Source organism: Azospirillum sp. CT11-132, from assembly GCF_047302835.1.
GTDB lineage: Bacteria > Pseudomonadota > Alphaproteobacteria > Azospirillales > Azospirillaceae > Azospirillum.
Map to the genome: position 1 here is coordinate 278,259 of NZ_JBGLZA010000001.1, position 17,881 is coordinate 296,139.

General features: G+C 67.9%; 15 protein-coding genes and 1 tRNA gene. 8 read left to right on the forward strand and 8 right to left on the reverse strand.

Annotated features, from left to right (window positions below; translation table 11 throughout):
- Positions 1–54: 54 nt before the first annotated feature.
- The 4 genes from ACCD06_RS01240 to ACCD06_RS01255 all read right to left on the reverse strand — a co-directional run bounded on the left by ACCD06_RS01240 (position 55) and on the right by ACCD06_RS01255 (position 4,599).
- Entirely contained in the window at positions 55–1,761 is a 1,707-nt protein-coding gene (locus ACCD06_RS01240) for an ArnT family glycosyltransferase (RefSeq protein ID WP_413338149.1), read from the reverse strand.
- The gene (locus ACCD06_RS01245) at positions 1,758–2,093 is read right to left on the reverse strand and encodes a lipid-A-disaccharide synthase N-terminal domain-containing protein (protein ID WP_109155304.1); all 336 of its coding nucleotides are present in this window, start codon (positions 2,091–2,093) and stop codon (positions 1,758–1,760) included. The genes ACCD06_RS01240 and ACCD06_RS01245 overlap by 4 nt, the downstream gene beginning before the upstream one ends.
- A gap of 37 nt (positions 2,094–2,130) precedes the next feature.
- Positions 2,131–2,892 (reverse strand): glycosyltransferase family 2 protein, encoded by a 762-nt coding sequence (locus ACCD06_RS01250; RefSeq protein ID WP_109073424.1) that lies wholly within the window; start codon positions 2,890–2,892, stop codon positions 2,131–2,133.
- A gap of 114 nt (positions 2,893–3,006) precedes the next feature.
- Positions 3,007–4,599: a DegQ family serine endoprotease gene (locus ACCD06_RS01255; RefSeq protein WP_413338152.1), complete on the reverse strand. Its 1,593-nt coding sequence runs from the start codon at positions 4,597–4,599 to the stop codon at positions 3,007–3,009.
- Positions 4,600–5,004: 405 nt separating this feature from the next.
- On the opposite strand from ACCD06_RS01255, the gene ACCD06_RS01260 reads away from it, so the two are divergent.
- Together ACCD06_RS01260 and ACCD06_RS01265 are read left to right on the forward strand one after the other, a co-directional pair.
- Positions 5,005–5,880 carry a hypothetical protein gene (locus tag ACCD06_RS01260; RefSeq protein ID WP_413338154.1) on the forward strand — a complete coding sequence of 292 codons (876 nt, stop codon included), beginning with the start codon at positions 5,005–5,007 and terminating at the stop codon, positions 5,878–5,880.
- A 174-nt stretch (positions 5,881–6,054) separates the two neighbouring features.
- Positions 6,055–6,140, forward strand: a tRNA-Tyr gene (locus ACCD06_RS01265).
- A gap of 87 nt (positions 6,141–6,227) precedes the next feature.
- Here ACCD06_RS01265 and ACCD06_RS01270 read toward each other — a convergent pair.
- Entirely contained in the window at positions 6,228–8,096 is a 1,869-nt protein-coding gene (locus ACCD06_RS01270) for a PAS-domain containing protein (RefSeq protein ID WP_109073427.1), read from the reverse strand.
- Between the two features lie 265 nt (positions 8,097–8,361).
- Between ACCD06_RS01270 and ACCD06_RS01275 the strand changes: the two genes are divergently transcribed.
- The 4 genes from ACCD06_RS01275 (at position 8,362) to ACCD06_RS01290 (ending at position 11,427) form a co-directional block, all read left to right on the forward strand.
- Entirely contained in the window at positions 8,362–8,556 is a 195-nt protein-coding gene (locus ACCD06_RS01275) for a hypothetical protein (protein WP_109073428.1), read from the forward strand.
- Positions 8,557–8,833: 277 nt separating this feature from the next.
- Positions 8,834–10,309, forward strand: a complete 1,476-nt coding sequence (gene ccoG, locus ACCD06_RS01280) for a cytochrome c oxidase accessory protein CcoG (RefSeq protein WP_247871449.1) — start codon at positions 8,834–8,836, stop codon at positions 10,307–10,309.
- 194 nt (positions 10,310–10,503) lie between these two features.
- Positions 10,504–11,061: a hypothetical protein gene (locus ACCD06_RS01285; protein WP_136702372.1), complete on the forward strand. Its 558-nt coding sequence runs from the start codon at positions 10,504–10,506 to the stop codon at positions 11,059–11,061.
- Positions 11,062–11,238: 177 nt separating this feature from the next.
- Complete coding sequence (locus tag ACCD06_RS01290) at positions 11,239–11,427, forward strand: hypothetical protein (protein WP_413338157.1); 189 nt, start codon at positions 11,239–11,241, stop codon at positions 11,425–11,427.
- A gap of 35 nt (positions 11,428–11,462) precedes the next feature.
- Here ACCD06_RS01290 and ACCD06_RS01295 read toward each other — a convergent pair whose 3' ends face one another.
- From ACCD06_RS01295 to ACCD06_RS01305, 3 genes are all read right to left on the reverse strand, one after another.
- Complete coding sequence (locus ACCD06_RS01295) at positions 11,463–12,629, reverse strand: cytochrome-c peroxidase (protein WP_413338159.1); 1,167 nt, start codon at positions 12,627–12,629, stop codon at positions 11,463–11,465.
- A 141-nt stretch (positions 12,630–12,770) separates the two neighbouring features.
- Positions 12,771–13,616: a uroporphyrinogen-III synthase gene (locus ACCD06_RS01300; RefSeq protein ID WP_413338161.1), complete on the reverse strand. Its 846-nt coding sequence runs from the start codon at positions 13,614–13,616 to the stop codon at positions 12,771–12,773.
- 147 nt (positions 13,617–13,763) lie between these two features.
- Positions 13,764–14,384, reverse strand: a complete 621-nt coding sequence (locus ACCD06_RS01305; RefSeq protein ID WP_413338163.1) for a class I SAM-dependent methyltransferase — start codon at positions 14,382–14,384, stop codon at positions 13,764–13,766.
- A 304-nt stretch (positions 14,385–14,688) separates the two neighbouring features.
- Between ACCD06_RS01305 and ACCD06_RS01310 the strand changes: the two genes are divergently transcribed.
- A complete protein-coding gene (locus tag ACCD06_RS01310) occupies positions 14,689–16,479 on the forward strand; it encodes a sensor histidine kinase (protein WP_413338165.1) in 1,791 nt (596 codons plus the stop codon).
- Positions 16,480–16,486: 7 nt separating this feature from the next.
- Positions 16,487–17,869 (forward strand): sigma-54-dependent transcriptional regulator, encoded by a 1,383-nt coding sequence (locus tag ACCD06_RS01315; protein WP_413338167.1) that lies wholly within the window; start codon positions 16,487–16,489, stop codon positions 17,867–17,869.
- Positions 17,870–17,881: the final 12 nt, after the last annotated feature.

A 17,881-nucleotide genomic window follows, 5' to 3' on the forward strand; every position in this document is an offset into this window, starting at 1 on the left:
GGCATCCCCAAGCGGAGCAAACCCCCGTCCTTCCGATACGGATCGGAAGGCGGGTTATTGCGCCGGCAGCCGGTAGAGCGTCAGATGCAGGCGCTTGCCGGTGTTGTAGTTGAAGCCCGACAGCTCCGCCAGCGGCAGCGGCGTCGCCGTGCCGAGGCTGTCGAGGAAGGCCGGCGCCTCCCGGTCCTCCACCAGGGCCAGCCCGCAGGCGCGGTCCGCCGTCAGATGCGCCGCCGCCGCCGGCCCATGGACCAGCTTGGTCGGCGTGCCGAGCAGGAAGACCAGGCTCGGCTCCGAATAGCCGGCGGAAGCCACCACGCTGTCCGGACAGGGCCGGACCTGCGCCACCGCGCGGGCGGCCTGCCGGCTGACCCACACGCCGTCAATGTTCGGCAGCACGGCGGCATAGGTCCCGGCATAGAGCAATGCCGCGGCGCCGACCCCGGCAGCCAGCCCGGTCCGCCGTTCGCCCCGCAGAAGCGAGCGCAGGGCAAGGGCGAAGAGGCCGCCCACCGCCGGCACCAGCGCGACCCCGACCGGATCGATCCGGCGGTCGACCAGCCAGGGGATCACGGCAACGGCCAGGGTGAGGGCGCCAAATCCGATCACGCCCAGCGCCACCGCGGCGGCGACCAGCCAGCGGCGCGGCCGTTCCCGGCTGCGGTCGAAATTGTCGATCAGGGCCGCGGCGGCGACTGCGGCAATGGCCGGGAAGACTGGCAGGGTGTAGTGCAGGAGCTTGGTCGGCACCGCTTCGAACACCAGCCAGCTCGGGACGATCCAGGCGATGCAGAAGCGCACCGCGTCCAGCCGGCGCCGCGCCCACACCCAGGGAACCGCCAGCAGCGCCAGCAGCGACCAGGGGGCGAAGGTCACCCAGAAGGTGCCGAGATAATAGCCGGGCGGCAGCCCCTTGCCCTCCTGCCCGCCCGACACCTTGCCCAGCATGTCGTGGCCGACGGATTCGGCGAAGAAGGCGCCCTTGCTCTTGATGGCGATGGCGATCAGCCAGGGGGCGGCGATGGCGACGACGATGCCGAGCCCGGCCAGCGGTTTCAGCCGCTTCAGCCACCCGGCCTCGCGGTCCCACAGGGCGAGCACCAGCGCGGTGGTGCCGGACACCAGCAGGACCATCGGCCCCTTGACCAGCACGCCGACGCCGGCGGCGATCCAGAAGACCAGCGGAACCGTCCAGGCGGCACGCCCGGCGGGGACCGGATCGCGGCGGCCGAGATAGAGATGGGCGAGCGCGGCCTGTCCGATCACCACGGTGGCGAGCAGGACGGCATCCGTCTTCCCCATCCGCGCTTCGACCCCCAGCACGACGCAGGACGCCATCATCAGCCCGGCGATGAAGCCGGCCGGGCCGCCGAACAGGCGCGCGGCCGTCCAGGCGCTGGCCAGAACCGCCAGGATCGCTCCCAGGAAGGAGGGGATGCGGTAGGTCCAGATGACCTTGTCGGCCCCGACCGGAATCCCACGCAACGCATCGGCCGCCGCGGTGGCGGCGCTCTGCAGCCAATAGATTCCGACCGGTTTCTTGTAACGCGTCTCGTCCTGGAAGCGGATGTCGACGAAGTTGCCGCTGTCCAGCATCTGGGAGGAGGCCTGGGCGAAACGGGCCTCGTCACGGTCGAAGGGCGGCAGCACCGTGAAGCCGGGCAGGAACAGCGCCGCGGCGATCGGCGCCAGCAGTGCGTAGGCCCAGATCGGCAGACGGCTGGTCGGCGGACGACTGCGTTGCGGAGAAATTGCGGTCACGATTTGCTCGGCACCGCGCCGTCGGCCGCCTGCGACTTCTTGTGGCTCCAGACGAAATAGACGTTGCGGGCGTAGATCACCAGACCCATGCCCTGCCCCAGCATGAAGACCGGGTCGAAGCGGTAGAAGGCATAGGCGAACAGCAGAACGCCGCCGCCCAGCGAGAAGTACCAGAACAGCTCCGGCACCACGCTGCGGCGCGCCTTCTCGCTGGCGATCCACTGCACGAGGAAGCGCATGGTGAACATGATCTGCGCGAATACGCCGACCCCGACCCAGATCAGGTCGGTGGTGCTTTGCCCCTGGAACCACGCTGCGGCGCGCTCGATCATCGTAAAATCCTGTCCCGAAAGGGTCGCTAGACGTCAATCAGAGGCGTTCGGAGACCGGGGACAGCTTTGTCCGCCGCTTCAGCCAGTAAACGCCCAGCAGATCGACCACGCCGATCAGCCCGCGCCGCCAGTTGTTGTATTTCGACACGCCGCGCTCGCGCGGGCGATGGTTCACCGGCACATAGGCCACCGGATGGCCGTGGGCACGGAACAGCGCCGGCAGGAACCGGTGCATCGCCCCGAAAAAGGGCAGGTCGAGGAAGGCGTCGCGACGGAACAGCTTCAGCCCGCAGCCGCTGTCGGTGCAGCCGTCCTGCAGGAAGGACTGGCGCACCGCATTGGCGATCTTGGAGGCCCAGCGCTTCGACAGCGTGTCCTGCCGCTTTTTGCGCAGGCCGCCGACCAGGACCGGCGCACCGGCCTCCCCGGTCGACACCAGGGCGTAGAGCGCCGGAATGTCGGCCGGGTCGTTCTGGCCGTCGCCGTCCAGCGTCACGACGAACTCGCCACGCGCCGCCTTGACGCCGCTGCGCACCGCCGCGCTCTGGCCGGAGCGGCGGACATGGCGCAGCACGCGCAGCCGGCCGGCATCCACCGCCGCGGCAAGGCGCGCCTGGGTGTCGTCGTCCGACTGGTCGTCGACGAAGATGATCTCGAAACCGCCGACCGGAATCAGCGCCCGCTCGATCTCTTCGAGCAGCGGCAGCACATTCTCGGCCTCGTTGAAAACGGGGACAACGACCGACAGCCGCACCGGCTGGCCGTTCTCCGGATAAATGCTCACGGTTTGCCATCCCATTCGCCGAACGGGCGGCAAATTACTCTCGCGGCGCGGCGAACGGTAGCGGAAAAGGATGAGACGGAAGCGGGGCAGATCCCCGCTTCCGTCCGATCCGGTTCCACAGCGGCCGGATTACCCCTTCCGCCCACTGCTGGAGGGGGACAGCGGAAGCGGGACATAGCGCAGGTCGCCGCCGCGGCTGACCAGCATCAGCAGGGTCTTGCGCCCGTCTTCCTTCGCCTTGGCGATGCGGGATTCAAGGTCGGCGGGGGTCGCCACCGGCTCCTGCCCCGCTTCGACGATGACGTCGCCGAGATCGAGCCCGCGCTGGGACGCGGCACTGTCGCGGTCGACCTCCGTCACCACCAGCCCGTCGACATCGTCGGCGATGGAGAAGGTCTGGCGCAGGCCGGGGGTCAGCGGGGCGAGCTTGAGGCCCAGCGCCGACTTGCTCTCCTCCGGTTGGGCGGAGCGGGGGGCGCCGCTCGATCCGGACAGCGCCACCTGCTGCGGTTCGTCGCGCAGTTCGCCGATCGTCACCTGGACCGATTCCTCCTTGCCGCCGCGCAGCAGGGTCATCGGAACGGTGCTGCCGATCCCGGTGGAGGCGACGAGGCGGGGCAGCTGGCGCATCTGTTCCAGCGGATCGCCGTTGAAGGCGGTGATGACGTCGCCCTGGCGCAGGCCGGCCGACGCGGCCGGGCTGTCGGGGGACACGCTGGTGACCAGCGCGCCGCCGGTGCCGTCCACGCCCAGGCTTTCGGCGATGTCCGGCGTCACGCGCTGGACCTGGACGCCCAGCCAGCCCCGCCGCACCTTTCCACCGTCCTTCAACTGGTCGATGATCGGCTTGGCCAGCGAGGACGGAATGGCGAAGCCGATGCCGACCGACCCGCCGGTCGGCGAATAGATGGCGGTGTTGATGCCGATCACCGCGCCGTTGGCGTCATAGAGCGGACCGCCGGAATTGCCGCGGTTGATGGCGGCGTCGGTCTGCAGATATTCGTCGTAGGGACCTTGCTGGATGTCGCGGGCGCGGGCGGACAGGATGCCGGCGGTCACCGACCCGCCGAGACCGAAGGGATTGCCGATGGCGACCACCCAGTCGCCGACCTCCACGGATTCGCTGTCGCCCCAGTGGGCGGCGATCAGCGGCTTGTTGCTTTCGACCTTCAGGAGCGCAAGATCGGTCGGGGCGTCGGACCCCACCAGCTTCGCCGGCAGCTTGGTCCCGTCATGCAGGGTGACGGCGATCTCCGCCGCGTCGGCCACCACATGGCTGTTGGTGACGATCAGGCCCGACGGATCGATGATGAAGCCGGAGCCGAGCGCCATGCTCGGCAGGCCGTTCGGGCTTCCGTTCGGCGCGCCGTCGGGCGGGGCGTCTCCCTGCCCTCCCCTCTGGCGGTTGCGGAATTCGCGGAAGAACTCCTCCAGCGGCGATCCCGGCGGAAGGTCCAGCCCCTCCGGCAGCCGGCCGCCGCCGGCCGAGGCCTGGGGCGCCTGGGTGCTGGAGATGTTGACGACCGTGTCGATTTGCGTCCGGGCGAGGTCGCGGAAAGACGGCGGCGAATAGGTCCTGCTCGCCCCCGGCTGCGCGGAGGCATCCTGTGCAGCCGCAGGCAGCACCGGCAAAAGGACCGCGCCGGACAGCAGCGCGCACAGCGCCGCAGCCGGAAGGCGTCGGAAGATCGGATACGAGCGCGGCACGGACGCATGCGGCATGGACGGTCTCCGCAAAAAACGGTTGGGGCTGTTCTGCAACTGAAAACACGCCAGCCCCCGTCCGGGGTCCATCGCACTTTTCAAAAGTCGGCAATCGAAAGATGCCGGTAGCCGGATGCTGCGACCGGGGGTTTACCGCCGCTTGCGTATTTTAAAACACCCGATCTCCACCAAGCGTCGTACGCTGTTGTGACACCGGATACAAAATCACGATTCCGTGCAAAGTTATGCTGGCATTTTTGAGAAGAGTTTCCGATAGTCGTCCATACCGAAAACATCGCCCGCCAGCGTGAAGCCTCGATGCTGCTGACGCACGCGCCCGCGTGGTCCCGCGTCTGAAGCGTGCGGTCCGGGTAGACATGCTGACGAATGACTGAAAATTCACTTTGGCAACCGAGCGATATAATGAACGCAGAAACCGGGAGCGAACCGGAGTCTCCCAAGAAGCGTGGGCGCATTCCGCAGTCGGCGTGGCCCCAAATTCTTGAACGTTACCGCAGCGGCGTGACCCTTTCGGCCATCGCGCGTGAATTCGAATGCACGCCCAGCGCCATCTCCTACATCATCAAGAAGGCGGAGGCCGCGAGCGGCCAGGGCGATGCCGCTCATGGTGATGCCGGCGCCGAAGGGATGGGCGCCGAAGGGATGCAGGACGAGGCGCAGGCCGCCGCCGACACCTCTTCCGCAGCGCCGGAAACGGTTGGCGAGGCGGCCGCTCCGGTGACTCCGGCGGTCCCGGAAACGCCGGCACCCGCCGCTCCCGCCGCCGCGGAGGCCGGAACCCCGGCCGAACCGCGCCGCGCCGCCGGCCGAACCGGCCGCACCACGCTGACCCGTGCCCCGCGGACCGAGCCGGCCACCGAGCAGGCTTCGGCCGAGACGCCGGCTGCCGCGCCGGCTCCGACGGAGACGCTGCGCCTGAACCGGCCGGAGCCCGCCGCGGCTCCCGCGCCGGCTCCGGTTGCCGCCCCTGCTCCCGCCCAGTCTCCCGCTCAGGCTCCCGCCGCGCCGGAGACCCCGCGTGCCCCCGGCCAGCCGACGCCGCCGGTGGATGCGGTGGAAGGCCGTCTGCGCGACACCGCCAAGGCCTGCATTTCCGCTTATCGCGGCTGGCGTCAGCAGCCGAGCGAGGCGACGATCCAGGCGCTGTCCGAAACCGTGCACGAACTGCGCAAGGCCCTGGCCCGCGTGGAGATCGACATGTCGGCCAGCCGTCGCGAGGAACAGGCGATCCGTCCGATCCCGATCCCCGCGCACCGGGCGTCGCGCCGCCCGAACTGAGCGGTCTTTGAAAAGGGGGTTTGAAAAAGCCCCCTTTGAAAATCCGCCGTCTGAAAAAACCTCCGTTCCCACCCGGGGCGGAGGTTTTTTCATGGCCGCGTCTCCGCTTGCACCATCCACGCAAAAGGGGCTTGACGGCCCCCCGATCGAAAGGCTAATCCTCTGCGCCCCGATGGAAGGGTGGCCGAGTGGTTAAAGGCAGCAGACTGTAAATCTGCCCGCGTTAGCGTACGCTGGTTCGAATCCAGCCCCTTCCACCATCGCATTCAAATCGAGCGCGTCCGGCGAACGGAACAGCCCTCGCGAATGTCGAATCCCCCCTCATCGTCTTTTTAAAAATCTGCCGCCTACAGCGGCAGCGGTTCGGCCGGAGTCACGCGCGGGAAGCGCAGCGTGAAGGCGGTCCCCGCCCCCGGTGCGCTGTCCAGCCGCAGCCGGCCGCGCAGGGTCCGCATGACCAGCGTGTAGACGATGTTCAGCCCCAGCCCGCTGCCACCGCGGTCGCGGCTGGTCGTGAAGAAGGGCTCGAACACCTTGCCGTGCAGCTCTGCCGGAATGCCGCGTCCGTCGTCGGCATAGACCAGCTCCACCTCTCCATCCATCGCCGTGACGGTCACCGTCAGTTGGCCGCGCACCCCCGGGTCGTAGCCATGCAGAAGCGAGTTGATGACGAAGTTGGTCAGGATCTGGCTGAACGCCCCCGGAAAACTGTCGATCGTCAGATCGTCCGGGCAATGGACGGCAACTGTATGGCCGCTGCGGCGGATGCGCATGCCCAGGCTGCGCAGAACCTCGTGGATGTAGTTGTTCAGTTCGAAGACGCGGCGCTCCTCGCTCGCCTGGTCGACGGCGATCTGCTTGAAGCTCTGGATCAGTCGGGTGGCGCGCTCGATGTTCAGCAGCATCAACTGCGTCGCCTCGTCGGCGATGTCGATGAACTCGGCGAAATCGCCCCGCCGCAGCGCACCGGCCTCGAACAGGTGGCGCAGCGCGCGGGTCTTCTCCGCCAGCAGCGAGGCGCCGGTCAGGGCGATGCCGACCGGCGTGTTGATCTCGTGCGTCACTCCGGCCACCAATGAGCCCAGCGCCGCCATCTTCTCCGCCTGGATCAGTTGGACCTGCGCCTCCTTCAGGTCCTGCAGGGCGCGTTCGGCCTCTTCCTTGGCGGCGCGCACGGCTTCGGCCGCGCGCACGCTCTCGGTGACGTCGGTGTGGGAGCCGACGATGCGGAAGGGCTTGCCGTCGCCGCCCGCCACGGCGAGCGTTCGCGTCTCCAGGAAGACCGTGGCGCCCGAACGGTGGTGAAAGCGCTGCAGCAGCCGGCCTTCCGACCGCCGGCCGGCCGCCAGATCCCGTTCCATCTCCAGTGCGGCGCCGAGATCCTCGACGTGGATCAGTTCCTCCCAGCGGCGGCGGCTGTTGTCCATCTCCGCCTCGGAATAGCCCAGCAGGCCCCACCATTGCGGGGAGAACCACACCTCGCCGGTGCGGAGATCCCATTTCGAGATGCCTTCGCGCGCCGCTTGGATCGCCAGTTCCAGCAATTCCCGGCTGGAGGCGACCTCGCGCTCGGCCTGCTTGCGCTGGGTGATGTCGGTGTAGGTGGTGACGAACCCGCCGTCGGGCAGAGGCAGGGTCACCGTTTCGATGACGACGCCGTCGGGCCGCACGCGCTCGTTGTAAAAGGGCCAGGAGGCCTTGCGGATATAGTCCAGCCGCTGCGCCACCAGATCGTCGACTTCGCCGCGGCCATAGCCGCCCTGCTCCGCGATGTGGCGGACCACCGCCTCATAGGGCTGGGCATAGCGCGGAAATCCAGGATCGATGTAGAGCAGTTCCAGCACGCGCCGGTTCCAGGCGACCAGCCGCAGGTCATGGTCGAAGGCCATCACCCCTTGGCTAAGGCAGTCCAGCACCGAACTGGTCTTCGCCCAGGGCTCCTGCTCGGCCGGCGTCGCAACCGCATCGATCGCCGTCAGCAGCCATTCGTCCGCCCCGCCGGCCCCCAGCGCAAGGGTCACGGCGCTGCCGTCGGGGAGCCCCCGCGTCAATGGACAACCGCGGCGCAGGTCGGCAACGGCGGCACAACCCAGCAGGCCGCCGAACAGCCCCTCCAGCGTCGCATCGGCCGGCACGGCGAATCGGGCCGCGAAGGCGGCATTGGCCCATACCAGGCGTTCGTCGGCGTCAAAGCGGGCGAACCCGGTCTCCCCCATGCCCGTGCCTACTCCCTCCGCTGAATGGCGGGTTGAATTCACGGCCGGCATCCAACCGACGGGAGAAACCCGGCGACAGGACACGCGGCGTGACCCGCGATCGCATTCTTGTCTCTTGACGGTTGACGGGCAAGCGTCATTCCGCACCTGCCGGCGCCGGACCCGGCCGGGAGACCGGTTGTTTTTACGAAACAGTGAAGCGTAATCCTGCGCCTGTCCAGGGGCCGTGGCGGCCAAGCCGTTGTCCAGGATAAGGATTTGCACGATGGCAGATGCGGCGGCCTGTGGAAGCACGTTCCTGGCGGAGCCGGCCGCCGCGACGATTTTTCCCGCCCGGTCCGCGCTTCGGCCGGCCGGACCGCATGCATCGGCCAACCATCACGACGTTATCCTGACACTGGTGGCCGACATCCTGCGCATCGGCCTGCGACTGTCCCTCCTGCCCGTAACCGTCGGCTAGCTCAAACGGTGCGTTTAGCTGATTGCTTTGCTGAGATACAGTGTAGTCTCAGTATTATACGTGATACCTTTATTGTCGAACAATAATCAGCTTGTGGATTGGCCACCCGCCACAGTATTAACGGACCCCGAAACGCGGATCCCTCGAACCGGTGAAAAGCCTTAGATCTGGAATGGCTTTTCGGAATATCGACGTTGTTTGACAGAGGTCAAACACGCCGCACTGGTGGTCGAATATGCTCCGCGCCAACGTGGAACCGGAAATCAGGCGCATCGACATGCCAGACGGAAGCATCGTTCAGCAGGGCTCTGCCCAACCCGCCAAGGTCCCGCTGTACGAAAGCCATAAGACGATTCATCCGAAGGCGGTCAAGGGCCTCTATCGCCGCCTGAAGACGGTCACCTTCTCCGTTCTTCTGGCGCTGTTCTTCATCGCTCCCTGGATCCGGTGGGAACGCGGTCCCGACGCGCCGGCCCAGGCGGTGCTGTTCGACCTGACCACGCCCCGATTCTTCCTGTTCTGGATCGAGATCTGGCCGCAGGAAATCTACTACCTCACCGGCATCCTGATCGTCGCGGCGCTGGGCCTGTTCCTGGCGACGGCGCTGGCCGGCCGCGTGTGGTGCGGCTTCGCCTGTCCGCACACGGTGTGGACCGACCTGTTCGTCTGGATCGAGCGCATCTTCGAAGGCGACCGGGCGGAACGCATCCGCATGGAAAAACAGCCCTGGACGACGCGCAAGGCTCTGCGCAAGGCCGGCAAGCATGCGGGCTGGCTGACGCTCAGCCTCGTCACCGGGTTCGGCTTCCTCGCCTATTTCACCGACGCCCCGGCCCTGCTGCATGATCTGCTCACCTTCCAGGCCAGCTACGAGGCGGTGTCCTTCTTCGCCATCTTCGTCGGCATGACCTATGTGATGGCCGGCTGGGCGCGCGAGCAGATGTGCATGTACATGTGCCCGTGGCCGCGCATCCAGACCGCGATGCTGGACGAACATTCGCTGATCGTCACCTATCAGGCCGACCGCGGCGACAACCGCGGCCCCAAGCGCAAGTCGCAGAATTGGGACGAGCGGCGCGCCCAGGGCTTCGGCGACTGCATCGACTGCGGCCAGTGCGTGCAGGTCTGCCCGATGGGCATCGACGTCCGCACCGGCGAGCAGGCGGACTGCATCAATTGCGGCCTGTGCGTCGACGCCTGCGACAGCATCATGATCCAGCAGGGGCTGCCCACCCGCCTGATCGCCTTCGACAGCCTGGCCGCCCAGGACACCCGGGCCTCCGGCAAGACCTATCAGTGGCGTCTGATCCGCCCGCGCATCATTGTCTATGCCCTGCTGATGCTGGTCATCGGCGGCGCCATGGCCTGGAGCTTCGCGCTGCGTCCCAGCCTGAACATCACGGTGCTGCGCGACCGCGCCCCGCTGTTCGTGACGCTGTCGGACGGCTCGATCCGCAACGCCTACACCTTCAAGGTCGCCAACAAGACCCGGCAGGACCGCTCCTACACCCTCAGCGTCGCCGGCTTGCCCAATGCCGAGATCAAGGTGATCGGCGAGGCGGAGGATGAGGCCGCCGCCCACACCGCCACCATCTCCGCCGCGCCGGACAGCGTCGCCACCTACCGCGTCTATGTGACGGCCCCGCGCACGGCGGTCTCCGCCACGTCGCTGCCGCTGACCTTCCAGCTGTCCGACACCGGAACGAACGAGAAGAACAGCCACGACAGCGTCTTCATGGGTCCGGCGAACTAGCGTCCGAACCCTCCTTGGCACGAGCGCGAAAGGCGGGGGCCGGCGGATCGGCCTACCGCCTTTCGTGTTTTTGCGCAAAGGGAGGGCACCCGCATGGGCAGTTTGCGCGAGCTGGCAAGCCACTCACCTGACTCAGGCCAACGAAGGCTGGACCGCGGCGACGCCGGGCCGGCCTGCAGCGAGGTGAGAGACCCATGCTTTTCGACTTCGAGCCATCGGGCATCAACGACACCTACCTGCGCCTGACGCGGAGCGGGCTGTCCTGCATCGTCGCTCCGGCCGGCGCGTGGAACGGGCTTTTACGGGTCAACTACATCGTCGCCGGCGCCCCCGGCGGCGGCGAACCGCACATGATCTTCCGCAGCCTGGATGTCGGCTGGGATGATGGCCGCTTCTGCTGGAAAGGCCGGGCGGCGCCGGTGATGACCAGTTCCGGCATGGTCGACATCCTGCTGGAACGCGGGCTGGTGACCGACTCGGAGGCGGAGCGGCTGCTGTTCGGCATCAACACGCCGGCGGCCGGCGCCACCTCGGACGAGGCGCTGATGATCCGGGCGCTGCTCAGCGGCTGCAGCTTCACCCCCGTCTACGACCAGCCGCCGCTCAGCAGCGAGCCGCCGGTGGTCGCCGGATTCGCCATGCGCACCCTGGCCGATCCCGGCGCCTACATGCTGGAGGCCCGCAACGGCCTGCCGGTTTTGGACGGCGAGGCCCGCGACGCGTTGCGCCGGTTGGTCGGTCTGGTGATGTGACGCCCTCCTTCTTTGGTCGAAGACCGGGGCGAAATCGACCGAATCCCACCCCTATGGCGTAGGGACTAGACCTTCGGGCGATAGAAACTGTCACGTTGCCGGGACATTCTTATTGCAACTGCTCACAGGAGCCATGCTGCCGCTGACCCCGATCCCTTGCGAGAGAGCCCGACCGCCATGAACGCCAATCTGTCCCATCGCTGCACCGCCCTGATCGACCGCGCCCGCGCCGCCTGGCTGAGCCAGCCGCTGGCCCGCAAGCTGGCGTTCCGCAACGCCGCCCGACACACGTCTGCGGGGCGCCGCCGGATGTCGATGGAACTGTTGGACCTGGAACTCTTCCGCATCGACATCGGTGGCCGATAAGGGCGGCCCAAAAGAGACGGCTGAAAGAATCCGCCCTATTTCGCCAGCAGGTGTTCGTACCGCGCGTCGGTCAGCGTCTTCATGAAGGCGACCAGCGCCTTGACGCGGCGGGTGTCCAGCGCCGGTGCCGATTCCAGTTCCTTGGTCGACAGGTTCGCCGCCACCTCCGGCGGTCCCCAGGGCTTGCCGGTCTCCGGATTGATCGCGGCCTTTTCCGTACGATTGTTGTAGTGGTCGTAGAATCGGACGACCGTCTCCAGATCCTTGAAGACGCCGTTGTGCATGTAGGGTCCGGTCACCGCGACGTTGCGCAGGGTCGGCGTCTTGAACTTCCCTTCATAGGCGGGCTTGGCCGCGGCCGGGTTGTCGTGCAGCCCGCGGTCGGCGAAACCCGGTTTGCCGGAGGCCTCGCGCAGGGCGGGATTGGCGGGCACACCGATGTTGTGATGTTCGTAATTCGTGAACATCTCCCCCTCCGCGGCCGGCATCGCCTTCAGCTTGTGGCACTGGTTGCAGTTGGTGAACTGGGTGGAGAAGAACAGGGTCATGCCCAGATCCTCCTCCGGCGTCATCTTGTAGTCGCCGCGCAGATAGCGGTCGTATTTCGAATCGAAGGGCGCGAAGCGGTCGGTCTTCTCGAAAGCGGCGAGGCTGTCGGTCATCGCGTCATAGGCGCGCCCGGCATCATCCAGCACCCCGGCGCCGTAGAGCGCCACGAAGGCGCGGGCATAGTCGGGATTCTCCGCCAGCCTGTCTCGCGCCTGCTCCTTGGAGGTCAGCCCCATCTCCGCCGGGTTCAGCGGCGGGCCGCCGGCCTGATCCTTCAGCGTCGCGGCGCGGCCGTCCCAGAACTGGCCGCCGACCGCCTTGCCGTCCGCCTTGATGTGGAAGGCCGGCGTGAAGGCCGCATAGGCCGCCGTCGGCGCGTTGCGGTCGCCCACCGACTTGCCGTTGTCGCCGACCGACGCCGCCCCGCCCGCCCCGCCGGTCCGCGGATCGGCAAAGCCGAAATCCGGGTTGTGGCAGTCGGCGCAGGATTGCGTGCGGTTGGCCGACAGCGCGGTGTCGGAAAACAGCGCCTCCCCCAGCTTCTCCTTGCTCGACAGATTCGCGGCAAGAGCGGCCCCGCCCCCGGCCAGCCCGGCCGACAGCAGAACCAGCGCAAGCGCGTGGCGGAACAGGGGAGAAAGACAGACGGACATGACGACGCTCCTGGCAACGGCCGCTGACTGGGGTCAACACTGAGCGTCAAAGGTTAATCGAGAGTGAGAATCGTTATCAATTCGTCCGTGCATAGGGAGGGTGGGGCGAAAGGTCGCTGGCCCGCAAAGGGGGATGGCCGGTCAGGCCGGCTTGCTCCCCTCCCCCTCCGTCAGCAGCCGGCGGATGGCGGTGACCAGCGGCTTCATGTGGAAGGTCGAGTCCGGGGAAACCGCGACGGTGCCGCCGGCCGCCTCCACCGCTTCCGCCACCACCGGGCCGACGGCGGCGATGCGTGTCCTGGCGAAGCCCTGGCGGAAAGCGTCGCCGAGGCCGCAGGCCTCCGCCACCTCATGCAGGCGCCGCACCTGGGGCGAGGCGGTGAAGGCGACGAAATCGATGCGCCCGTCCGCCATGTCGCGGATCGCCGTCTGGACGGCGCCGGTCTCCGAGTCGTTGGCATAACGGTAGGGGGTCACCGCCACCGGACTGCCGCCACCGGCCCGCACCGCCTCCAGCAGCGGTTCGTTCGGGTTGTCGGGGTAGAGCTGAATGCCGACGCGGCGGCCGGTGAGGTCCTCCTCGCCCAGCATGGCGATGACGCCGTCAGTGGTCGGGGCGGGGGCGGATTTGTAGGGCGCGCAGCCGATCTCGCGCAGCGCCTTCACCGGCTTCGGCCCGCGCACGAAGACGCGCGCGCGGCCGATGGCGGCGACCACCTCGGCCTCGCGCTCCATGGCGCGGGCGACGGTCATCAGCCGCCGCAGCCCCTCGCCCGTCAGCAGGACGATGTCATCAAATCCTTCGGTCAGCAGCCGCTCCAGCCATTCCCTTGCCGGCGCCGGATCGTCGAGGTCGAGGATCTTGACCAGCGGGCAGCGGATCGTCTCGGCGCCATGCTGCTCCATCATGCCCGCGAACAGGTCGAGGTCCCGGCTTTCCGGCACCAGAATCCGCTTTCCCGCCAGATCGCCGCCCTGCTCGGCCATATCCCCGCTCCCATGGTCGCGTGTGTGGTGACGGCGAGACTAGATCGGATCGCGTAAAATCGGAATCGATTTGGAGCGTGAATCCGATCGCCAACCATAAGGCTACAGCAGGCGACCGGCGCGGTCACGCGGGATGGACAGGCGCTCCTATCCCCGCCGGCAATGCAGCAGGCTGAACAACCCGAAGGGCGGCAGGGTGCGGATGCTTTCCACTGCCAGCCGCGAGCCGGCCATCATCGCGTCCAGCGTGAAGTCGGGCCGCCAGCCGAGCTTCTTCGAAAGCGGCGACAGCCAGCCCTCCACCGCGCGGCGGACACCGGGGCAGGGGGCGGCGAAATGGTTGACGATGACGATGTCGCCGCCGGGTTTGCAGACGCGCTCCAGCTCCGCCATCGTGCCCTGGGGGTCGGGAACGACGGTCATCACATACATGGCGACCACCACGTCGAAGCTGCCGTCGGCGAAGGCCAGCTTGCCGGCATCCATCTCCAGCAGCCCTTCGACATGGTCGAGCTTTTCGCGTTCCACCCGCTCCTGCGCCACCTTCAGCATGTCGGTGGACAGGTCGATGCCGACGACACGGTTGTCCTTGCGGTAGTCGGACAGCGACAGGCCGGTGCCGACGCCGACCTCCAGGATGCGCAGGCCGCCGCGGCGGTTCAGCCACTCCACCGCCGCATGCCGGCCGGAGGCCAGCAGCACGCCGAACACCCGGTCATAGAATCCGGCATAGCGACGATAAGCGGCGCGAATGGATTCGGCGTCCATGATCCTGTCTCCCCCGTTTCGATCCCGTTGCCTGCATGTGCCGCAAGGTCCAGCCCAAGCCGGCAGCGGCGCACCATACCCGCCTTTTCCATGCCATGAAAGTGACGCAAACAACAGATGCCCGCCAAAGTCACCGCTGGTGAGCCCATTCATTTGTCATATCCGTTTGGTTGATTTGTGTTCGCACGACTCCTCGATATTATTGATTGGACGTTCATTCAAGAACCCTGACCGTTTTACCAACCCTCCCGGCGGCGGCAAAAGGCGCTGGACAGTATCGCCCCGGCGGTCCCATAGACAGGCCATGGCCGACACCGTCTCATCCCGTTCGCTGCGCCACCGCCGGCTGGCGATCCTCATCACGGCGCTGGCCGCGGTGACGGCGCTGGCCTGCTGGGGCGCCTATCGCTGGGCGGAGGCGGAGGCGCGGGCGGCGCTGACCCTGAACGGCGACCAGCGGCTTGGCCTCTATGCCAGCAGCATCCGCAATGCGGTCGGCCGCTACGACTACCTCCCCTTTCTGGTCGCCCGCGACCATGAGGTGCTGGACCTGCTCGATGCCCCGTCGGAAACGCGGCGCGACGCGGTGAACCGCCGGCTGGAGACGGCGAACGAGGCGGCGGGATCGGCGGCGCTCTATGTGGTGAACCGGTCGGGCCTCGCGCTGGCGGCAAGCAACTGGGCCGATCCGGCGCAGAGCTTCGTCGGCCAGACCTATGATTTCCGTCCCTATTTCCGTCAGGCGGTGGAGTCCGGCAGCGGCCGTTACTTCGGCATCGGCGTCACCACCGGCCTGCCCGGCTATTTCCTGTCACACGCCGTGCATCGGGGGGAAGCGCTGATCGGCGTCGCCGTGGTCAAGATCGACCTGGAGCCGCTGCAACGCGATTGGGCCGCCGGTGGCGAGCGGGTGCTGGTGACCGACGAGAACGGCATCGTTTTCCTGTCCAGCCACGCCGACTGGAAATACCGCGCCTTGCGCCCGCTGCCCGACGTGGTGAAGGCCCGTCTGGCACAGACCCGCCAGTATGACCGCAGCGAACCGGCCCCGCTCGGTCTGCGCGACGGCCCGCTGGCGGAAAACGGCGCGCGGCTGGTCAGTCTGCCCGATCCGCTCTCCCACGGCGCCCGCCACGCCTACCTGATGCAGGAACTCCCCCTGCCGGAATTCGGCTGGACCATCCGCTTCCTGTCGGATCTGGAGCCGGTTAAGGCGCAGGCGGCCGGTGCCGCCGTGCTGACCGCGATGGGCATCCTGCTGCTGGCCGCCGCCCTGGCGCTGGGCTGGCAGCGGCGCCAGACCCTGCGGCTTCAGCATGAGGCGCGCGTGACGCTGGAACGCCGGGTGGAGGAGCGCACGGCCGAACTGCTGACCGCCAACCGCGTCCTGCGCGAGGCGCAGGAGGAGCTGGTGCAGGCCGGCAAGCTGGCGGCGCTGGGCCAGATGTCGGCGGCGCTGGCGCACGAGATCAACCAGCCGCTGGCCGCCATCCGCACCTTCGTCGCCTCCACCCGCCTGCTGGCCGAGCGGGGCGAGACGGCGATGGTCCGCGACAACCTCGCCATGATCGGCGATCTGGCGGAGCGGATGGCGGTGCTGTCCGGCCATCTGAAGGACTTCGCCCGCAAGGGTCCGGCGCGGGTGGAGGCGGTGCCGGTCGCCCGCGCCATGGACCGCGCGCTGGCCCTGCTGGCCTCCCGCCTGCGCGAGGAGGAGGTGCAGGTGGAGCAGAGCATCCCGCCCGACGCCCGCGTCCGTGGCGACGCGGTGCGGCTGGAACAGGTCTTCGTCAACCTTCTGCGCAACGCCGCCGACGCCATGGCCGAGTGCGAGGAGCGGCGCCTGACCCTGACGGCCGACCGGAGTAGCGAGGGCTGGGAGATCCGCATCCGCGACACCGGCACCGGCATCGCCGAGGCGCACCAGTTCCAGCTGTTCGACCCCTTCTTCACCACCAAGGAGGTCGGACAGGGGCTTGGCCTGGGGCTGTCGCTGTCCTATGGCATCGTGCGCGACTTCGGCGGCACGCTGCGGGCGGAGAACAATCCCGAAGGCGGCGCCTGTTTCGTCGTCCAGTTGCCGGAAGCACAATGAGGGGCAGATGATTACCGATCCGCATGCCACCCCCGTCCTGTTCATCGACGACGAGCTGGCGATGCGCGTGTCGGTGACGCAATGGCTGCAACTGGCCGGCTTCGCCGCGCAGGGCTTCGAGACGCCGCAGCCGGCGCTCGACCTGCTGGCGCCCGACTTTCCCGGCGTGCTGGTCACCGATGTGCGAATGCCGCGGATGGACGGCATGGCCGTGCTGGAGCGGGCGCTGGAGCGTGACGCCGACCTGCCGGTGATCCTGGTGACCGGCCATGGCGACGTGGCGCTGGCGGTGGAGGCGATGCGGCGCGGCGCCTACGACTTCATCGAAAAGCCCTTCGAACCCGACCATCTGGTCGCCGTCATCCGCCGTGCGGCGGAGAAGCGGCGGCTGGTGCTGGAAAACCGCGGCCTGCGCCGCCGGGCCGGCGGTGGCGGGATCGAATCGAAGCTGATCGGCACCTCCCCCGCCATCGCCGAGCTGCGGCGCGACCTGATCGACCTCGCCGCCACCAGCGCCAGCGTGCTGATCCATGGCGAGACCGGCACGGGCAAGGAGCTGGTCGCCCGCTGCCTGCATGATTTCGGCCCCAGGGCTGCGAAGGGTGCGTTCGTCGCCGTCAATTGCGGCGCCATCCCCGACAGCATGGCGGAAAGCGAGCTGTTCGGGCATGAACCCGGCGCCTTCACCGGCGCCACCCAGCGCCGCGCCGGCAAGCTGGAGCATTCCAGCGGCGGCACCCTGTTCCTCGACGAGATCGAGAGCATGCCGCTGGCCATCCAGGTCAAGCTGCTGCGCGCCCTGCAGGAACGCACCATCGAACGGCTGGGCTCCAACAAGCAGGTTCCGGTCGATCTGCGGCTGGTGGCGGCAACCAAGATCGACCTGCTCGACCTCAGCGAGGAGGGGCGGTTCCGTGCCGACCTCTATTACCGCCTCAACGTGGCGGAGCTGCACATCCCGCCGCTGCGGGCGCGGGCGGAGGACATTCCGCTGCTGTTCGACTATTTCACCGCCGAATTCGCCGCCCGCCATGGCCGTGAGCCGCGCCCGCTGGAGCCGGCCGACATCGACGCGCTGCTGGCACATGACTGGCCCGGCAATGTGCGGGAACTGCGCAATCTGGCCGAGCGCCATGTCCTGTCGGTCGGGCGCAGCGGCGTCGCCGGCCTGCTGCGCCGCCGTCCCGTCGGCGGTGAGGCGGCAGTAACCCCGCGCGCGCTGGCCGATCAGGTCGACGCCTTCGAGAAGCGGGTGATCGAACAGGCGCTGGACCGCTGCAAGGGTGACATCAAGTCGGTGATGGACCTTCTGAACATCCCCCGCCGCACCCTGAACGAGAAGATGGCCCGCCACGGGCTGGACCGCGCGCGCTTCCTGCCAAAGGGATAGCCGTCACCAATG

What these genes read in the sequence shown, in the direction of transcription:
- ACCD06_RS01290 (WP_413338157.1), top strand. Translation starts at nt 11,239, where the DNA reads ATGAACGCCAATCTGTCCCATCGCTGCACCGCCCTGATCGACCGCGCC.
- ACCD06_RS01275 (WP_109073428.1), top strand. Translation starts at nt 8,362, where the DNA reads ATGGCAGATGCGGCGGCCTGTGGAAGCACGTTCCTGGCGGAGCCGGCC.
- ACCD06_RS01270 (WP_109073427.1), bottom strand. Translation starts at nt 8,096, where the DNA reads ATGGGGGAGACCGGGTTCGCCCGCTTTGACGCCGACGAACGCCTGGTA.
- ACCD06_RS01245 (WP_109155304.1), bottom strand. Translation starts at nt 2,093, where the DNA reads ATGATCGAGCGCGCCGCAGCGTGGTTCCAGGGGCAAAGCACCACCGAC.
- ACCD06_RS01255 (WP_413338152.1), bottom strand. Translation starts at nt 4,599, where the DNA reads ATGCCGCATGCGTCCGTGCCGCGCTCGTATCCGATCTTCCGACGCCTT.
- ACCD06_RS01310 (WP_413338165.1), top strand. Translation starts at nt 14,689, where the DNA reads ATGGCCGACACCGTCTCATCCCGTTCGCTGCGCCACCGCCGGCTGGCG.
- ACCD06_RS01305 (WP_413338163.1), bottom strand. Translation starts at nt 14,384, where the DNA reads ATGGACGCCGAATCCATTCGCGCCGCTTATCGTCGCTATGCCGGATTC.
- ACCD06_RS01285 (WP_136702372.1), top strand. Translation starts at nt 10,504, where the DNA reads ATGCTTTTCGACTTCGAGCCATCGGGCATCAACGACACCTACCTGCGC.
- ACCD06_RS01300 (WP_413338161.1), bottom strand. Translation starts at nt 13,616, where the DNA reads ATGGCCGAGCAGGGCGGCGATCTGGCGGGAAAGCGGATTCTGGTGCCG.
- ACCD06_RS01250 (WP_109073424.1), bottom strand. Translation starts at nt 2,892, where the DNA reads ATGGGATGGCAAACCGTGAGCATTTATCCGGAGAACGGCCAGCCGGTG.
- ACCD06_RS01315 (WP_413338167.1), top strand. Translation starts at nt 16,487, where the DNA reads ATGATTACCGATCCGCATGCCACCCCCGTCCTGTTCATCGACGACGAG.
- ACCD06_RS01260 (WP_413338154.1), top strand. Translation starts at nt 5,005, where the DNA reads ATGAACGCAGAAACCGGGAGCGAACCGGAGTCTCCCAAGAAGCGTGGG.
- ccoG (WP_247871449.1), top strand. Translation starts at nt 8,834, where the DNA reads ATGCCAGACGGAAGCATCGTTCAGCAGGGCTCTGCCCAACCCGCCAAG.
- ACCD06_RS01295 (WP_413338159.1), bottom strand. Translation starts at nt 12,629, where the DNA reads ATGTCCGTCTGTCTTTCTCCCCTGTTCCGCCACGCGCTTGCGCTGGTT.